General features: G+C 66.3%; 16 protein-coding genes and 1 pseudogene. 6 read left to right on the top strand and 11 right to left on the bottom strand.

The annotated features are described in order from the left end of the window. The first annotated feature begins 396 nt into the window (after positions 1–396). Complete coding sequence (locus ACVBEQ_RS11460) at positions 397–1,410, top strand: IS481 family transposase (protein ID WP_447153249.1); 1,014 nt, start codon at positions 397–399, stop codon at positions 1,408–1,410. Here ACVBEQ_RS11460 and ACVBEQ_RS11455 read toward each other — a convergent pair. Then, positions 1,361–1,675, bottom strand: coding sequence for a hypothetical protein (locus ACVBEQ_RS11455; protein ID WP_447153248.1), 315 nt, complete (start codon positions 1,673–1,675; stop codon positions 1,361–1,363). The two genes, ACVBEQ_RS11460 and ACVBEQ_RS11455, sit on opposite strands and share 50 nt — an antisense overlap. 553 nt (positions 1,676–2,228) lie before the next feature. Here ACVBEQ_RS11455 and ACVBEQ_RS11450 point away from each other — a divergent pair. After that, the gene (locus ACVBEQ_RS11450; RefSeq protein ID WP_447153274.1) at positions 2,229–3,548 is read left to right on the top strand and encodes an MFS transporter; all 1,320 of its coding nucleotides are present in this window, start codon (positions 2,229–2,231) and stop codon (positions 3,546–3,548) included. A 380-nt stretch (positions 3,549–3,928) separates the two neighbouring features. Further along, positions 3,929–5,005: a hypothetical protein gene (locus ACVBEQ_RS11445; RefSeq protein WP_447153247.1), complete on the top strand. Its 1,077-nt coding sequence runs from the start codon at positions 3,929–3,931 to the stop codon at positions 5,003–5,005. Between the two features lie 88 nt (positions 5,006–5,093). Here the strand turns inward: ACVBEQ_RS11445 and ACVBEQ_RS11440 are convergent, their stop codons facing one another. The 6 genes and pseudogenes from ACVBEQ_RS11440 to ACVBEQ_RS11415 all read right to left on the bottom strand — a co-directional run bounded on the left by ACVBEQ_RS11440 (position 5,094) and on the right by ACVBEQ_RS11415 (position 10,754). Beyond that, the gene (locus tag ACVBEQ_RS11440) at positions 5,094–5,852 is read right to left on the bottom strand and encodes a DUF305 domain-containing protein (RefSeq protein WP_447153246.1); all 759 of its coding nucleotides are present in this window, start codon (positions 5,850–5,852) and stop codon (positions 5,094–5,096) included. Positions 5,853–5,950: 98 nt separating this feature from the next. Continuing rightward, positions 5,951–6,439, bottom strand: coding sequence for a hypothetical protein (locus tag ACVBEQ_RS11435; RefSeq protein ID WP_447153245.1), 489 nt, complete (start codon positions 6,437–6,439; stop codon positions 5,951–5,953). Positions 6,440–6,587: 148 nt separating this feature from the next. Then, a pseudogene (locus ACVBEQ_RS11430) lies at positions 6,588–6,899 on the bottom strand (amidohydrolase); the annotation flags it as partial. A gap of 313 nt (positions 6,900–7,212) precedes the next feature. Continuing rightward, the gene (locus tag ACVBEQ_RS11425) at positions 7,213–8,163 is read right to left on the bottom strand and encodes a trypsin-like serine protease (RefSeq protein WP_447153244.1); all 951 of its coding nucleotides are present in this window, start codon (positions 8,161–8,163) and stop codon (positions 7,213–7,215) included. Between the two features lie 291 nt (positions 8,164–8,454). Next, positions 8,455–9,795: an MFS transporter gene (locus ACVBEQ_RS11420; RefSeq protein WP_447153243.1), complete on the bottom strand. Its 1,341-nt coding sequence runs from the start codon at positions 9,793–9,795 to the stop codon at positions 8,455–8,457. A gap of 263 nt (positions 9,796–10,058) precedes the next feature. Continuing rightward, a complete protein-coding gene (locus tag ACVBEQ_RS11415; RefSeq protein WP_447153242.1) occupies positions 10,059–10,754 on the bottom strand; it encodes a GntR family transcriptional regulator in 696 nt (231 codons plus the stop codon). Positions 10,755–10,996: 242 nt separating this feature from the next. Between ACVBEQ_RS11415 and ACVBEQ_RS11410 the strand changes: the two genes are divergently transcribed. The 3 genes from ACVBEQ_RS11410 (at position 10,997) to ACVBEQ_RS11400 (ending at position 13,736) form a co-directional block, all read left to right on the top strand. Then, entirely contained in the window at positions 10,997–11,764 is a 768-nt protein-coding gene (locus ACVBEQ_RS11410) for an SDR family NAD(P)-dependent oxidoreductase (protein WP_447153241.1), read from the top strand. A gap of 45 nt (positions 11,765–11,809) precedes the next feature. Further along, entirely contained in the window at positions 11,810–12,664 is an 855-nt protein-coding gene (locus ACVBEQ_RS11405; protein WP_447153240.1) for a transketolase, read from the top strand. A gap of 118 nt (positions 12,665–12,782) precedes the next feature. Next, positions 12,783–13,736, top strand: coding sequence for a transketolase family protein (locus ACVBEQ_RS11400; RefSeq protein WP_447153273.1), 954 nt, complete (start codon positions 12,783–12,785; stop codon positions 13,734–13,736). An 80-nt stretch (positions 13,737–13,816) separates the two neighbouring features. Here the strand turns inward: ACVBEQ_RS11400 and ACVBEQ_RS11395 are convergent, their stop codons facing one another. The 4 genes from ACVBEQ_RS11395 to uidA all read right to left on the bottom strand — a co-directional run bounded on the left by ACVBEQ_RS11395 (position 13,817) and on the right by uidA (position 17,552). Then, complete coding sequence (locus ACVBEQ_RS11395; RefSeq protein WP_447153272.1) at positions 13,817–14,797, bottom strand: aldo/keto reductase; 981 nt, start codon at positions 14,795–14,797, stop codon at positions 13,817–13,819. A gap of 95 nt (positions 14,798–14,892) precedes the next feature. Next, the gene (locus ACVBEQ_RS11390) at positions 14,893–15,081 is read right to left on the bottom strand and encodes an inositol monophosphatase family protein (protein ID WP_447153271.1); all 189 of its coding nucleotides are present in this window, start codon (positions 15,079–15,081) and stop codon (positions 14,893–14,895) included. A 48-nt stretch (positions 15,082–15,129) separates the two neighbouring features. Further along, positions 15,130–15,741: an inositol monophosphatase family protein gene (locus ACVBEQ_RS11385; RefSeq protein ID WP_447153239.1), complete on the bottom strand. Its 612-nt coding sequence runs from the start codon at positions 15,739–15,741 to the stop codon at positions 15,130–15,132. 26 nt (positions 15,742–15,767) lie between these two features. Beyond that, complete coding sequence (gene uidA, locus ACVBEQ_RS11380) at positions 15,768–17,552, bottom strand: beta-glucuronidase (RefSeq protein WP_447153238.1); 1,785 nt, start codon at positions 17,550–17,552, stop codon at positions 15,768–15,770. Positions 17,553–17,572: the final 20 nt, after the last annotated feature.

The following is a 17,572-nucleotide window of genomic DNA, read 5'->3' as shown; positions in this document are numbered from 1 at the left end:
CCGGATGGTTGTGGCAGCGCGTGGAGCGAACCCGCGGAACACCTATGAGCAGCAACGATTCTCGTGGCCACGCTCGATTTCTAGACCAGCGCAACGCTCCAGCCGAACAGCCCGTCCTGCGGTAACCAACCCGCGCATATCAGTCTGACCGCGCGTCGCCAAGACACGCACACGACCACCGGTCACCGCCTGGCCAGAACAGCAAAAGCGCCCCGAAGAGAAGAACCCTCCAGGGCGCCGCAGCTGCCTGCCTACTTGACAGGATTGCTCACATATCAGGTGTTGTACCCAGAGACGTTGGTGACGCGCCGGTGGCGGGTTGACCGGGTAAGGGGAGGACCTCCTGGTGAGGTGTGAAGCGACTAAACACCACACCTGATCACCGAGGAGGCCCTCGTGGCCCACCGTAATGCCCCGCTGACCCCGGAAGGGCGGCGGCGCCTTTGTCAGCGGGTCGACGCCGGCCGCCCGGTCTGTCATGTCGCGGCCGAGGCCGGTATCGCCCGGCAAACCCTGGCCAAGTGGCACGCCCGGTGGCGCGCCGACGGAGAGGACGGACTGTTCGATCGCTCGTCGCGCCCGGCGCGTTGCCCGAACCAGATCGACCCGCAGGTGGAGGACCTGGTGGAGTGGCTGCGTCGCGGGATGAAGCTGGGCCCGGTGATGCTGGTCGCTGAGCTCGCCGAGTTCGGGTACACCGTGGCGGCGTCCACGATCCACCGGGTGCTGTTACGCCGCGGGATCTCTCGGTTGCGAGACCTGGACGTCACCGGGCAGGACATGCGCACACCCCCGGTCCGTTACGAACACCCGGCATGCGGTGACCTGATCCACGTCGACGTCAAGAAACTCGGTCGGATCCCGGACGGCGGCGGGTGGCGGGCGCATGGCCGGGGCAGCGACGGGCACCGCGCGTCAAAGCGTGGGCAACGCCCGGGATACGTATTCCTGCACTCTGCGATCGACGACCGGTCCCGGTTGGCCTACACCGAGGAACTCACCGACGAGAAAGGTCTCACCGCAGCCGGTTTCTGGCAGCGGGCCGCCGAGTTCTTCACCTCGCACGGCATCGACCACATTCATCGGGTCCTGACCGACAACGGTTCCTGCTACCGCAGCAAGGATTTCAACACCGCCCTCGGTGAGGTGGTGCACAAATACACCCGCCCGTACCGGCCACAAACCAACGGCAAGGTCGAGAGGTACCAGCGCACCCTGGCCCGGGAATGGGCCTACCGCCAGGAATGGTCATCCAACGACGAGCGGTCAGCGGCACTGGCCGGGTTCCTACACCGCTACAACTACCATCGACCGCACACCGCGCTAGCAGGACGACCACCGGTCTACCGCACCCCGACCGTTACCAACCTCTCTGGGTACAACACCGGTGCCGTCGCGGCCAACCGTTGACGACAGGGGCAGGCACCAGCCACTCCCGGTATGGCTTCCCGTCCTCGATCCACTCGTAGTCGGCGATGGCGGGTTCGTCCACGTCCATCTCGAAGACAGGCGCGTCCCACTCGCCTTCGCCGTAGTCGTTCGGGTCGAGAGGCAAATCGGCAACCCAGACACCGGTGTAGCTGTTCTCCGTCAGGTAGTTGCCGGTGCCGTCGCGGAACCCGTCGCGGTCGATGTCGTCGGCTGCCTCGTCCGACCCGGCGCGGTGGTAGACCATGATGCCGACGATCCTCTCGCACTGCCGAAGATGATCGGCGCTCGTCCGCAGTATGTCCGCAGTACATCCGCAAACGTCCACATTCACTCAACCCACTAAACTAAGTAAACGCAGGTCAGCGGCAGTGTGCCTGAGTCGCTGCAGGTCAGGAAACTGCCTGAATCGGTTTCCTAAACCGTGTGTCGCAGGTTCGAATCCTGCTGGGGGCACCTTCACATGCGCTCCGTCACATGGCCGACTCCGTCGGCTGTGTGCCCGATCCGGGTTCTGAACGTTCCGGTGAGGCGCACTCCCAGCTCCGAGGCGTCGGGTCCTCCCCCTTGAAGCTCCCACGGCGACCCGCCGTTACCTTGCTGCCCAATGGGAACACTCGTTAGATCAACGGGGGTGGTTGACCCGCTGGTCGGCGTTGAGTGCGGTTCCGTCATGGGGGCAGCACGGAAGAAAGGGATGACTCGTGAGTGACGCTCGACGGCCGAACAAGCCGGACGCTGATTCCGAGTCCGGCGGCAGCCTTGCCGGCACTCCCACCCGGACGCAGCGACTCGACGGCCTGCCGTGGACCGGCGAACACCGTCGACTGCTGGTGGGCTCCGGTGTCGGTTGGGCGCTCGACGCGATGGACGTCGGGTTGATCTCGTTCATTCTCGCCCAGCTCGCCGTCACCTGGTCGGCGACGCCGGGCGAGTTGTCGTGGATCGCCTCGGCCGGTTTCGTCGGGATGGCATTGGGCGCCAGCCTCGGCGGGCTGCTGGCGGACAGGATCGGCCGCCGGTCGGTGTTCGCGCTGACGCTGCTGGTCTACGGGCTGGCCACCGGCGTGTCGGCCCTGGCGTGGTCGGTCGGTTCCCTGCTGGTTCTCCGGTTCGTCGTGGGCCTCGGTCTGGGGGCGGAGCTGCCGGTGGCGTCCACGCTCGTCAGCGAGTTCGCCCCACCGCGGATCCGCGGCCGGATCATCGTGCTGCTGGAGGCGTTCTGGGCCGTCGGTTGGACGGTCGCCGCCGTCATCGGCTACCTCGTGGTCCCGTCCGGCGACAACGGTTGGCGCTGGGCACTTGCGCTCGGCGCGGTGCCCGCCGCGTACGCGACGGTGGTGCGCCTCAAGCTCCCCGAATCCGTCCGTTTCCTGGAGGCACGGGGCCGGCACGACGAGGCCGAGCGCACCGTGCGGCGGTTCGAGCGCTCCGCGGGACCACCGCCGACGCCGATTTCCGCAGGCGACGTCCCGCCCGCAGCCCGGCCGCTGGACCACTCCCCGCCGCCGGCCGCGTCCGTGTTCGCACGCATCGGCGCGTTGTGGTCCACGGGGCTGCGCCGCCGTACCGGCGCGCTGTGGCTGGTCTGGTTCTGCGTCAACTTCTCCTACTACGGCGCCTTCATCTGGCTGCCGACACTGCTGATCGCCGACGGGTTCTCGCTCGTCCGCTCCTTCGGGTTCACGTTGCTGATCACGCTGGCCCAACTGCCCGGGTATGCAGCCGCGGCCGTACTCGTGGAGACATGGGGCCGGCGGCGAACCCTCGCCACGTTCCTGGCAGGTTCCGCCGTCGCGGCAACGATCTTCGCCGGTGCGTCGAGCGTGACGATGGTGCTGATTGGAGGATGCCTGCTGTCGTTCTTCAACCTGGGTGCGTGGGGTGCGCTGTACGCGGTGACACCGGAGATCTACCCGACCGCGCTCCGCGCGACCGGCTCCGGCTGGGCGGCGGGCGTGGGCCGGATCGCGTCCGTGATCGCACCACTCGCGGTGCCGCCGATCCGCGAATGGGGCGGCACCGGGCTGCTGTTCGGGATCTTCGGCGGGGTGTTCCTGATCGCCGCCGCGGGTGCGCTGGCGTTGCCCGAACGTCGCGCGCAGATCCTGCAGGACTGACGCAACATAGAGCGGTCAACCACTCTCGTCGGGCTGCTATCGCGCCCGAGCCACAGCATCCTCACCCATCACGGAACCACCCATACGGCCCACGACCGGACAAACGCTCTATGGGATAGTGACTTTCAGGCTGCGAATTAAGGCGCTTCCCGGGATGCGGGGACGCCGAGTACAGCAATAGGGGGTGAGTCGTAGACGACTCTGAAAACTGCGACAGCGCTCTGCCGGAGACCGTTGCAGCAACGGTCTTCCGAGTTGGGATGTGCCAATCTCGAGTAGATGAACTTAGGCGGCCATGCGGCCCGCGTTTCACCGAGCAGGACCGTGACCGCGATGTTCGATCACGTGAGTTGTGTCCTTTCCCCAAATCTCGTCAGGCGGTGATCGTCGTGCGTCGATTCTTTTTCGCCATGTCCCTGTGCTGCGGCCTGTTACTCGGAGCCGCGCTGCCGGTGGGCGCCGTGGGACCCTTCGGGTCGGACCAGATCATCGTCAATTGCATTCCCGGTCCGATGGCCGCATCCATCGCCTCCGACGGGACCACCTCCGGATTCAGTCCCTGCACCGGGGGCATCGGCGACGGACCCCTCATTTACTTCTCGCAGAAGCCACCGGGCGGCATCGTTCGTGAAGGCAGCCCCTATACGGGCAAGGTGCTGGCCACCGCATGGGACGGGGTGGATGCGCTCTACGTCGTGTTCAGCCAAGGCAACGACCTGAAGATAGCCAAGCGCGTGCAGAGCACCGGTGCGTACTCGGCGACGACATTGCTCGCCACCGACTCCGGCGCAGTCCCGTTCACCGCCGACGTGGTCGCCTCGGCCGGTAAGTGGTGGGCCGTCTGGAGCCGGCAGGTCGGTCCGGGCGGCGAATTCGCTCAAACCGAACTGTTCCAGCGGCACACTCTGCTCGGGACAGAAGCGGCAACCCGGATCACCAACACGTCGGCGTCCGTCGACGACAGCGAGCCGACCCTCGGCTTCTCCGGCGGCCGGCTCACGATGATCTGGACCAGGACAACGACGCCGGCGTTGCCCGGCCAGTCCGATCTCCGGATCGCGCGGAACACCGGCTCAGGCTGGGCTTCGTCCACGCTCGCCTCGATCGGATACACCAACGACCGGCCGGACAGCATGACCATCGGTGCAACCACGTTCGTCACGTGGCAGCGAGACGGAAAGATCGTCCAGGCTGACAACTCCACCGGCAGCTTCGTCAGCAAGACCTTCGCCACACCCGGTAGCGGCCCGAAGATCGGCGCATCATTCGGCAAGGTCTTCGTTGGATGGAACACGACGACGGACACTTTCTTCTTCGCGGAAAGGTCCGGCGGCGCCTGGACCGGCACCACACTCGGGGCGTTTCCCGGCGGGGCGGTCGCAGTGCTGGGACAGGGCGGAAAGGCGCGGGCCATCTACACCGAGGACGAGCGCCATCACCTTCGCGTCCAACTCTGACCGAAGTGCCACACGGCAGTACGGCATGACCTCCGTGCCGTGGTGAGCGGCCTGGACCACTCACCACGGCACGGCGGCCGGTAACTGGCTACAACGTTTCGAGGATCTGCTGCATTTCGCTGATTTCAGCGGTCTGACTCGTCTTGATCGCGCTCGCCAGGGCAAGGGCATCGGGATTGCTGCCGTCTGCGAGTTCGGTGTCGGACATCTCGATGGCGCCCTGGTGGTGGGCGATCATCATCTGCAGGAACATTGTGTCGAAGCCGGCACCCGAAGCGTCGGTGAGCTGCTGCATTTGCTCGTCGGTCATCATCCCGGGCATCGACATGCCGGCGCCGTCAGACCCGGTCATCGGACCCTCGGTGCCCATTCCGGACATGCCGCCATGATCCATGCCGCCCATTTCGTCGTCGGAACTCGACGAGGCCGATGACGTGGTCATCGCCGCGCCCCAGGCCGCAAGCCACGCCTGCATCCGCTCGATCTCGGGGCCTTGCGCAGCCTTGATCCGGGCAGCCAATTCCCTGACCTGTTCGCTGCTCGCCCGGGTTGCGGCAAGGTCGGACATTTCGATGGCGCCCTGATGATGAACGATCATCGACTGGGCGAAAGTCAGGTCAGCGGCGTTGTGCTCGCTGCTGATCCCGGAGGACGAACTCGAACTGGTGGACATCATGGCGGTGGAGGACGTGCCGTTGGACTGGGCAGCGGCGCTGCTCGCTGTCGAAGCATTGGATGCGGAAGTGCCTGAGCTGCTTCCGGAATCGGTGGTCGTGCCGCACGCGGCGAGGGTCGTCATGAAGGCAGCGGCGAGCACCGCGGCCCCCGATCGGGCAAGTCTGATCATCAGTTGTGCTCCTGGAGTTGTGGTGAATCGAGTTGGGGACCGAAGGCATGTGGACCGCGCGCCACATCACGACCGATGATGGCGCGCAGCTGGCGCCTCTAAACCCGAATCACGCACAGGGACACGCGAGGCCACCCGTCCGGCGGTCCGCGACGGCGCAGGTCGGACACCGCGGGGCCGACCACACCACCCGGACCGGCAGCGGGACAGGATCCGAGACGGCGCAACTGCACGAGCAGTGCGGCGACGCCACCGACGGCGAGAAACAGGATGCAGCCCGCCATCGCGCCGTGGGCGCCATCGAACCCCGACCAGGACGATGCCAGTTCCTCGCCGTGACCCGAGGACAGGGCACCGCCGGGTCGCTCCGTGACGGCGCCCGTGGTGTCGGTGATCGGCACATCGGCCGCGATCAGCGGGGGGTCGTGAGCGACGCCGTGCATGGCCGCTCGCATCACCGGCAGGGCACCGTGTCCGGTGGCCGCATCGTCCGCCGTGAGCACGTGCATGGCGAACAGTCCGGTGAGCACCGCGGTCAGGAGCGTTGCGCGAGCAATCGCCGACCCCCACCGCCGCGTCAGACCCACCGGACCATTGTTCCATCCACGGACCGGCGCGAACCGACAATCGTGTGAAAATCGCTTCATCTCTTCCCGGCAGGAAAAGCCGGGAGCGGTTGCCGCAGAGGACGTCCCTGCAGCAACCGCTCCCGTGTGACGCCTGGTTCGCGAACGGTCAGGCGGCGACGCCCAACTCGGCATGCCCCGTGGAGAAGGCGGCCTTCCGACTCAGGTCCTGGCGGAGCAGCGCGCGCTGCCTGCGGGGCGGGACCCCGTTGATGTCCTCGGTTGAGTAGCCGTAGAGGCCGGTCGCCCAGGCGGCGGCGTCAAGATTCTGATCCAGCGCCACCCGGTCGACGTTGCCGAGGGTGTCGTAGGCCGCGTGGTAGCAGGGGTCGTAGGCGACACCTGCGGTCCCGCCCCACAGCTCGGCCTGCTCGGGTGTCTTGATGCCCTCGACACCGGTGAACAAGCCGCCGGCGGGAAGCAACTGGCTGGTCATCGCGACCACCCCTACTCGTCGGCCTGCCACCTTGTGTTTCATCCATGTCCTCCGATCGCGACCGAACAAGCCGGTCCCTGTGCGCGGGTTGTGACCGGCACAACACTTCCTGTGACTTGTCTCAGTCAAGAGTTGGTCAAAGGTATTCAGAGACCAAGCTTTTCGGCTAGCAATGCCGAGACTGCGCAGCACGCGCAGTGAGGACGAATCGCCGCAATCGCGCAGACCGCGCGCAGATCCAGCAAAGGGGCAAAGGGCCGGTGCCGTCGAATTACCGACGGCACCGGCCCGTGGGTGGTCAGCTGTAATCAGCGCCGGCTGGGTTCGCCAGGAAGGCCAAATCGTCGGGCTGGTCGATCCGATAACTGCCACTGGCGTTGCAGTTGTAGTTCAGCCCGAACGACGTCACCGCCACGATGACGTTCTGCTCGGTGATCTCCGGCGTCGAGATGTCGAAGGTCGGCCCACCTGAGTCGCCGAAGCAGGTTCCTCCGGTGGTCGAGCCACCCTGCGCGTGGGAGAACATCACCGAGATGTCTTTGTAGCCGTAAACGCCTTTGAAGCTCACCAGCCGCCGGTCGGCCTTCTTGCGAGTGTCCCCACCAGCAGAGAACTTCGGTCCGCTGTCCTCCAGGCCGTACCCGACGGACTCGAACCGGGCTTGTTCCTTAGCGCGGCCGGCGTACCGATCGAGGTAGTCGACAGTGGGCAGCGAGCCGTATTCGGTGAGCACGACGGGCTCGCTGAGCTCCACCACGCCGAGATCGTGCAGCAGGAAGGCGCTGTCGACATAGTCGGGATGGGTGAACGTCGACTCGGCCTCGTGCCACGTCGGGTCGGCGTCCAGGATCGCCGACCATGTGTCGTAGCGGTCCTGGTTGCCATCCGGGACGAAACTTGAACTGGGTGGCAGATTGTCGTAGTTGGGCGCCTCTTCGACGCTGAACCAGACATCCGTTCCGCCGTAGAGGTCGGTGGTGTCCACCCCTTCGAGGCCGACATCGAACGTGCAGTGGCCGGCCGTGACGACCGTATCGGCGTCGATCAGGGTGCCGGTGCAGTTGAACCATCCGCCGGGATCGTCAAATCGCGAATCCACCGCGGTGGGCACATAGAACAACAACTGACCGACGTACGGGTGCTCGCCGGCGTCGGGCGCTCCGCCGACGATCGCCGCGGCCGGCAACGCGGGAACGGCCAGCGTGGCGGCGGCGGCAAGTGCAACGGCGCGACCCAAGAGCTTCTTCAACGAATGGTCCTCTCGCAGGGCGGACGGGTTCGCGAAGACTACGTCCGGGCCGACGCCGAGGGAAGCGCAGCCAACCATTTACCCAGTGACACCTGTGCGGGTGAATTGTGTATGAGACAGGTTGGCATTCAGGACGTTTCCGACAGCGGTGACGAACAGCGCCATCCCGGTATCTATATCTTTCATGACCCGAGGTAAAACCCGAGAAGGGGCCGCGGGAGTCGTTCCCGCGGCCCCTTCTCAGGTTTCCTGCACCGGGTCAGGCGTTGACCCGGTGGTGGTGGTGGTGGGTCAGGCGGCGACCCGCATGCTTTCATCCTCGGCCTGGGCGGCGGCCCGTTCGACCGGTCCGAACGTCTCCTTGGTGATTACGGTGGCGGCCAGCCCAATGATGCCGTAGAAGCAGAACAGCGAGGCGGCGCCCACCCAACCCCAGGCCGAGTACAGCAGGGTGACCACGAACGGGGTGAACCCGGAAACGACGGCGGAGAACTGGTAGGCCATCGATGCACCGGAGGAGCGGGTGTTGGCGTTGAACAGTTCCGGGAACCAGGAGCCCTGCGCACCGGCGAGGGAGTTCTGGATGACGGCATAGGCGATGACCACGGCAAGCACGATCAGGATGCCGATCCCGGTATTGACCAACATGAACATCGGGAACGCAAAGACGATCATGACGATGGTGCCGAACAGGTAGATCGGTCGGCGCCCCACCCGGTCGGTGGCCTTGCCCCAGTTGTAGGTGGCGAAAATTCCGATCGCGGAGGCCACACAGATCGCGACCAGGGTCAGGGTGTTATCCGCGAGTTTCTCGCTCTTGAGATAGGAGAGCATGAAGGTGATGGCCACGGCGTAACCGGCGGTCTCGGCGATGCGAAGACCGATGCCGCGCAGAATGTTCCGCCAGTCCTCACGGATGACCTGGGTGATCGGGTTCTTGACGATCTCGCCGCGGGCCTTGACCTCTTCGAAGACCGGGGACTCGGGGATCTTGGAGCGGATGATCAGACCGACGATGACCAGGACGATGGACAGCAGGAACGGCACTCGCCACGCCCAGGTACCGGGCAGGTGCACCGAGACCAGGAAGACCAGGTTGGCCAGCAGCAGCCCGACCGGGAAACCGGCCTGCACGATGCCCGTGTACTTGCCCTTGTTACGCCATGGGGCGTGTTCGTAGGTCATCAGGATCGCGCCGCCCCATTCAGCGCCGTAGGCAAGGCCCTGGACGACGCGGACGAGCACCAGCAGGATGCCGGCCCAGATACCGACGGTCGCGTAGGTGGGCAGCAAGCCGATGAAGAACGTGGCCAGGCCCATCAGCATCAAGCTGGCGACGAGAACCGGTTTGCGTCCGATCTTGTCGCCGAGGTACCCGCCGATGACGCCGCCAAGAGGACGAACCGCGAACCCGACGCCCAGGGTGGCGAAGGACAGCAGGGTTCCGGTGAGCGGATCACCGGACGGGAAGAAGTCGGTGCTGAAGTACAACGCCGCGGCGGTGCCGTAGCCGATGAAGTCGTAGGCCTCGATGGTGGCCCCGATCCCGGAACTGATGGCCACCTTGCGGGAACTGGTGGTGCCGTGGGCGTTGCCCTCCAACGAGTGCGAGTGCGACTGCGAGGTACTCACCGTCGAGGCTCCATTCTCGGCCCTGCGTGGACCGGGTCTTCGCTGACCGAAGGCCCTTGCCGGGCCTGCGCTGTTGACTGTCAACAGCGCTGGAGGAACTATGGCCGACGTTCGCTCAACTGTCAACAGTCAACATTTACTGATTTGACGGAACCGGGCACGACAAATCGGGAACATCAGCGCGGGTGCATCGCCACACGTAGGAACCGTCTCGCCGAACGGCGGGGAACGGCAAGAGACTGGCCAAGGGCCACGAATAGATTTCAGGCGCTGCGCGGCTTGACCTGGTTCCGGTTCAGCAGGTTGTGCGCGGCTTCACGCATGTGCTCGTCGACCGCGTTTCGGGCGATATGCGGGTCGCCGGTGGCAATCGCGTCGACGACCTGCTGGTGGCGCGGCACGGACATGTTCGCCACCGCCCTGTCGGTGCCGGCGAACATGATCGACATCCGGATAGAACCGGCCAATGCCTCCCAGGTCCGCACCAGTGTGCTGTTACCGGTGAGTTCGCACAGCAGGCGGTGGAAGGCGAGGTCGACTTCGACCATGTGGTTGATCGACCCCCGCGCCGACTCCAGGGCATCGAGCGCAGTTTGCAGTTTCGCAACCAGCGCGACGCGGTCGGGCCGGGCACTGACCATCGCGGCGGCCAACCCTTCCAGGGCGGCACGCACCTCGAACATGTCCAGGATCTCCGCGTCGGTCAAGGTCCGGACGGTCAGCCGTCCCCGGTCACCAGCTTCGACCAAGCCCTCCTGCTGCAGTTGGCGTAGGGCTTCCCGCAAGGTACCTCGCGAAATCCCAAGCGCCGCAGACAGTTCCGTTTCGACGAGCCTGGTTCCAGGGGCGATCTCACCCGAGGTGACCGCATTGCGCAACTGGTCGAGGGCCTGCTCGCGCAGGCTCGTCTTCGCCAGCCCGCCCAGGTTCGCCCCTGACACCAGCCCGTTGGAGGTCATCGTGTGTCCCTTTCGTGCCGTCGAGCCAAAGCCGGCTGAGCGCCGTCGGTTGACTGTTGACGATTCGAGTGTAGACGGCCAGCGCTGCGCCATCTTTCCGGCGGCTCCCGTTGACTGTTGACAGTTGACATGCCAGGATGGTTCCACTCGGCCACCGCGGCCCGGGGATTTCTCGGAAGCCGCGGATGTGTCACCGCTTTCGCAGCCGCCCACGGCGGCCGGCCTTCCCAGGAGGAATCCCCATGAGCAGCAGCACGCAACGCACCGTTGTCATCACCGGAGTGGGCGCCGAGCGCGGCATCGGCCGGGCCACCGCGCACCGGTTCGCCAAAGACGGGTGGGCCGTGGCGGGTCTTGACTTGGACGGGGACGCCTCGGCCAAGCTGGCCGCCGAGCTCACCGAGCGGTACGGCGTGCCGGCCTACGGCGGCACCGTCAACGTTGCCGATGAGGCCTCGGTCCTGGCGGCTCGGGACGCCGTGCACGCGGCCGACCTGCCCACCGTCGGTGCGGTGCTGAACATCGCCGGGATCACCTCCCCGGTGCCGTTCCTGGAAACCACCCTGGACCTGTGGAACAAGATCTTCGCGGTCAACGCCACCGGCACCTACCTGGTCACCAAGGCTTTCCTGCCGGACATGATCGACGGCGGGTACGGGCGGATCGTGAACATGTCCTCGGTGTCCGCGCAGCAGGGCGGCGGGGTGTTCGGCAAAACCCCGTACTCCTCGGCCAAGGCCGCGGTCATCGGCTTCACCCGCTCCCTGGCCCGGGAGCTGGGCCCGACCGGGATCACCGTCAACGCCGTCGCCGCCGGCGCTGTGGACACCGACATTCGTTCGACTGGAACAACTCCCGAACTCGAGGCATCGATCGTCGCGAGCGTCCCTTTGGGCCGGCAGGCCTCGGTGGACGACGTCACCGCCCTGTTCGCCTTCCTCGCCTCGGAAGATGCCGGCTACATCACCGCCACCACCCAGAACCTCAACGGCGGCTCCTACATCGCCTGACCCACCCGATAACAGTCCCCCACTCCCCTCACGAAGGAATCCGCAATGACGCAGACAGTTGACCGGGGCACCCGGGTGGCCGATCTGGCCGCCGCCGCCGACCGCATCAGGCACCACATCCTGAACATGGGCGAGGTGCAAGGGCAGGGCTACGTCGGCCAGGGCCTCGGTTTCGCCGACGTGCTCGCCGTGATCTACAAGGACCTGACCACCTACCGCGCCGACGACCCGCGCTGGGAGGGCCGGGACCGGGTGCTGCTGTCCATGGGCCACTACGCCATCGCCGAGTACGCCGCCCTGGCCGAGGCCGGCATCCTGCCGGTCGAAGAGCTGGACACCTACGGGTCGGACGACTCCCGGCTGCCGATGTCCGGGATGAGCACCTACACCCCCGGCATGGAGATCTCCGGCGGCTCCCTGGGTCACGGCCTCGGCGTCGCCGTTGGGATGGCCCTGGGTCTGCGGTTTCAGGGCAACACCGCCCGCGTCGTCAACATGATGAGCGACGGCGAACTCGACGAGGGCTCCACTTGGGAAGCCGCGATGGCCGCGGCACATCACGGCCTGGGGAACCTGCTCTGCGTGGTCGACATGAACGGCTTGCAGGCCGACGGTGCCACCGCCGGGGTGCTGCGCACCGAACCGATCGTCGACAAGTGGGAGGCATTCGGGTGGCGCACCGTCCGCGTCGACGGCAACGACATCAATGCCCTGGTCGATGCTTTCGACTCCGTCCCGGCCGGTGACGGCCCCGCGGTCGTCATCTGCGACACCCACATCGGGTGCGGCGTGCCCTTCCTGGAAACCCGGGAGAAAGCGCATTTCATCCGCATCGACGAACACGAATGGGACCTCGCCCGCCAGGCGCTGCGCGCCGCCAACCCCGCCGGGAGCAACTGACATGACACTCACCAATCCCAACACCAACCCGAACACCAACGTCCCCACCGAGGCCGCCGCCGCGGCCGCCGATGCCGAGGTCAAGCCGGCAAAGCCGGTCAGGGCCAAGACCTCCGCGATGATTGCCAGCATCGCCGACGCCGGGCAGAAGACCGCCCCCGCACCGTTGGGTCACGCGCTGGTCGCACTGGCCGAGCAGAACCCGAACATCGTGGGCCTGTCCGCGGACCTGGCCAAATACACCGACATGCACATCTTCCGGGACCGCTTCCCGGAACGGTTCTTCCAGGTCGGCATGGCCGAGCAACTGCTCCTCGGCGCCGCCGCCGGGATGGCCGAGACCGGGTTGATCCCCTTCGTGTCCACCTACTCGGTGTTCGCCGCCCGCCGCGCGTACGACTTCCTGTGCCTGGACATCGCCGAACCCAACCTCAACGTCAACGTGGTCGGCGGCCTACCGGGCCTCACCACCGGGTACGGGCCCAGCCACCAGGCCACCGAGGACATCGCCATCTTCCGCGGCATGCCCAACCTCACCATCGTCGACCCCTGCGACTCCGTCGACATCGAACAGGCCGTCCCCCAACTCGCCGCCGCACAGGGACCGTCATATCTGCGGCTGCTCCGCGGCAACGTACCCACAGTGCTCGACGAGTACGACTACACCTTCGAACTGGGCAAGGCCAAGGTCCTGCGCGGCGGCAACGACGTCGTCTTCATCTCCAGCGGCCTGATGACCATGCGCGCGCTCACCGCCGCGAAAGCCCTTCAAGCGCACAACGTGGACGTCGCGGTCGTGCACACCCCCACCATCAAACCGTTCGACGCCACCACCGTTCTCGCCGAACTGAACACCGACCGGCTTGCCGTCACCCTGGAGAACCACACGATTACCGGCGGCCTGTTCGAAACCGTCGCTTCCGCAGCGGTTCTCGCCGGAGTCCACCAAAAGGTACTGCCGGTCGCACTGCCCGACAAGTTCCTCGACGCCGGCGCCCTACCCACCCTTCATCAGCGGTACGGACTCGACGTCGACAGCATCGTCACCAAAGTGCTCGCCGGACTGACGTAACCCACCCCGGCGGTCGACGCGATCCTCCGGCCCAAACGCACCTGGTTCGGGCCGGAGGATCGCGCACCGGTGGACGCACGTCACCAGGCGTATGCCTCGGGGGCCTCGCCCGGTCCGGCCCAGATCTGGTCGAGCCTCTGCAGGGCGCCGTCGTCCAGCTGGACCGACAGCGCACCGACGTTCGCCCGCAATTCCTCGACCGACATCGCGCCCATGATCGTGGCCGACACGGCCGGGTTGCGCAGCAGCCAGGCCAGCGCCACGTCGGCCGGCGCCGCCCCGATGTCCCGGCACAGATCCTCGTAGGCCTGGAGCTGCTCACGGTGGGCCGCGACGCGGTTCTGCTGCTCGGCCGGGACACGTCCTTGCTCGGCGGCTTCCAGCGCGCCGGTCAGCAGGCCGGCGTGCAGCGGGCTGTACGGGATCAGGCCGATGCCCAGGTGACGGGCCGCCGGGACCACCTCGAGTTCGACCGTGCGCACCGCCAGGTTGTACAGGCTCTGCTCGGAGACCAAGCCCAGGAAGTTGCGATGGTCGGCGGCGCACTGGGCCAGCGCCAGGTCCCAGGCAGCGAAGTTGCTGCTGCCGACGTAGCTGATCTTGCCCTCGCGGACCAGCTGCTCCATCGCCTGCCAGATCTCCTCCCACGGGGTGGCCCGATCGATGTGGTGCATCTGGTACAGATCGATGTGATCGGTCTGCAGTCGCCGCAGGCTCGCCTCACACGCGCGACGGATGTGATACGCCGACAGCCGGCGATCGTTCGGGCCAAGGCCCATCGGCTGGAACACCTTGGTGGCCAGCACGAGCTCGTCGCGGTGGCCGCTGCGCTGCAGCCATCGACCGACGGTCTGCTCCGAGATGCCGTAGCCCTTGGCCATGTCGGGTGATTGCGGTCCGCCGTAGACGTCGGCGGTGTCGAAGAGAATGACGCCGGCGTCGAATGCGGCGTTCATGACCGCGAAACTGTCCGGTTCGTCGGCAAGGTAGCCGAAGTTCATGGTGCCCAGACCGATCCGGCTGACCAGCAGCCCCGACCGACCCAGATGCTTGTACGACATGTCGTTGGCCATCACCAGAGCATAGAAAGCGTTCGTGGTTCCTCGGGAGCCAAAGGCCGGTCACACGCCTGACACGCAGCACCTGCGACGTCCGGTCATTGCCTGCTATCCGGACTGTCCCGAATGCTCTGATCCGCCGAGAGGGTCACCAGGGCTGCCAGTTCCTCGACGACCGTGGCTGACCCCGCAAGGAACGTTTGCCTTCCGTCGGATTCCACCCGGCGCACCACGCCGCCGGCGGCGATCACGATCGCCTCACCTGCCGCGGTGTCCCATTCGGCCAGGCCGAATCGACGAAGGCATCACAGCGGCCAAGTGCAACGGCCGCGAGATCACCGGCGGCGCAACCCATCACCCGGACTCCCCCGCAACCTGAGTGCCAGGGCGGCAACGACCGTCAGTGCCCGGCGTCGCGCCGGTAGCGAATAGGGCAGCCCGAATGCCACGAGAGCGTCGTCCAGGCTGCAGGTGCCGACGGCGGGGGCCGCGTGATCGACAGGGCCGGTTGCAGCACCGATATCCCGTCCGGAAGAAACCCGACCGCCGCCGGCCACGACCCATTGTCCGTCAGCAGGACGGACGATGGCACCGGCAAACGGTTCGCCGTCCACCTCCGCTCCGACCGACACCGCAAAATCCGCGCGGTCGTAGACGAAGTTCGCCGTGCCGTCGAGGGGGTCGACGAGCCAGCGCACACCCGTGCTGCCGTGATGGACGCCGCCTTCCTCGCCCACGATCGCATCATCGGGTCGGGACGCCTGGAGAGCGTCGATCACCGCCCGTTCCGACGCACGGTCGGCGGCCGTCACCATGTCGTGAACCCCGGACTTGAAGTGGGTGTCGAGTTGCCCGGTGTCGATCACCGATCGGATCGCCGCGGAACCGTCTCGCGCCGCCCTGAGCGCGATCGCTCCGAGGTCCGAAAGGTTTGCTCTGTTGACCATGTCGTCACCCTCCCCTGCCGGCCGGTTCAGCGCCCGATGGACTTCTCGGTCCAGCGCCGGCGCAGGGCCCAGGCGCTTGCCTTGGGGCGACGATCCCGGGTGAAGATGCCCTTCTTGTTGCCGTCGACGCGGAAGAAGCCGGGGCTCGTCGCAAAATCGGCGAAGTTCCACACCTGTTCGCCGACAACGGCGTCGACCCGGTCGAAGACCCGGTGGGACATGTCAAGGATGCTGGTCTGATACTCCTCGGTCCACGGTGTGTCCGCGATCGAGTGGATGCCCGCGACGGTGTCGGCACCGTATTCGGTGATGATGATCGGTTTGCCGTCCTCGGCCCACGCGTTCAATTCGGCCTCCAAGGCGCGTTCGGCCGCGGCGAGATCTCCCGGGTTCACGTACCAGCCGTAGTACCGGTTGATCATGATGACGTCGGCGAATTGGCTGACCTGGCACTTTCCCGCGGGCGCCAGCATGACGTTGACGAACCCGACGGGCCGGGTGGGGTCCAGGCTCTTGGCGAGGTCGAAGAGTGGCTCGAAATAGTCTCGTGCGGCAGCGGTGTCGGATTCCGGTTCGTTCGCGATACTCCACAGCACGACACTGGGATGGTTCTTGTCGCGGGCCACCAGTTCGCGGATGGCCTGCGCGTGGACCACCCGGCTGGCGTCGTTGATGGTGTCTTCCGAGAAGGTGGGCTTCGGTTCGCCACCGAAAATACCGCCGGCGATTCCGGTGTTGAGCCCGACGGCCGCGACCTCGTCGATGATGACGATGCCCTTCTCGTCGGCATAGTCGAGGACCTCTTCCGCGTACGGGTAGTGCGACGTGCGGAAGGAGTTCGCGCCGATCCATTCCATGAGCGCGAAGTCATGGACCAGATAGGCGTCGTCGTGCCCCTTCCCGCGCACCGGGGAATCTTCGTGCTTGCCGAAACCCCTGAAGTAGAGGGGTTCTCCATTGATCAGGAACTCGGTGCCGCGAACTTCGACGGTCCGGATCCCGACGCGCTGGCGGTAATGATCGAGCAGCTCGCCGCCGGTGCCGACCAGGCTCACGTCGAGGTTGTACAGATATCCGCGGCCCGGCTGCCAGCGATTCGCGTTGCGGACGGTCAGCGTGCCGGCCGGACCGTCACCCGTCGCCACTGTTGTTCCGGTCGCGTCGATCAGCTCGACGACGACGTGTTGGCCGCCGACTGCCTCGACCCGGTAGTCGACGGTGCCAGTGGTGCCGTCGAGCCCGGTGACCACGGCGATGTCGCTGACGTGGAACTGCGGTGTCCGGTACAGCGAGACCGTTCGGTGCAGCCCCGCGTAGTTGAAGAAGTCGTGGTAGTACCGCTGGCGCTTTCCGTCCGGGGTGTTCTCGACCAGTCCCGGCGGGATGGTCTGCCAGCTGAGCTCGTTGTTCACGACGGCGGTGATCCGATGCTGCCGGCCCGGGGAGACGTGGCCGGTGATGTCGGCTTCGAACGGCGTGTATCCGCCCTCGTGCTCTGCCACCTGGACGTCGTCGACCCACACCACGGCACGGTGGGTGGCCGAGTCGAACCGCAGCACGATCCGGTCGCCGGCCCAGGAGCGTGGCACCCAGACCTGTCGCTGGTACCAGGCGTCGCCGACGTGGTCGCGGACTGCGGTATCGGGGAGGATGTCGTTGTAGCTCGCCGGCACGGGCATGGCGCTCGCATCGGGAAGCGCCGTACGCCACCACTCTTCGTTGCGACCCACGCCATCCGGGTCCAGTGTGAAGTCCCACAAACCGTTGAGTGATCTGAGTTCGCGGGTCGGGCCGTCCTGGGGGCGAAGCATGGTGTCCTCCATGAGTTGTG

It is taken from the genome of Nakamurella sp. GG22 (assembly GCF_052976845.2).
Note: the sequence above shows the minus strand (reverse complement) of the source record. Positions and strands in the feature narration are given on the sequence as shown.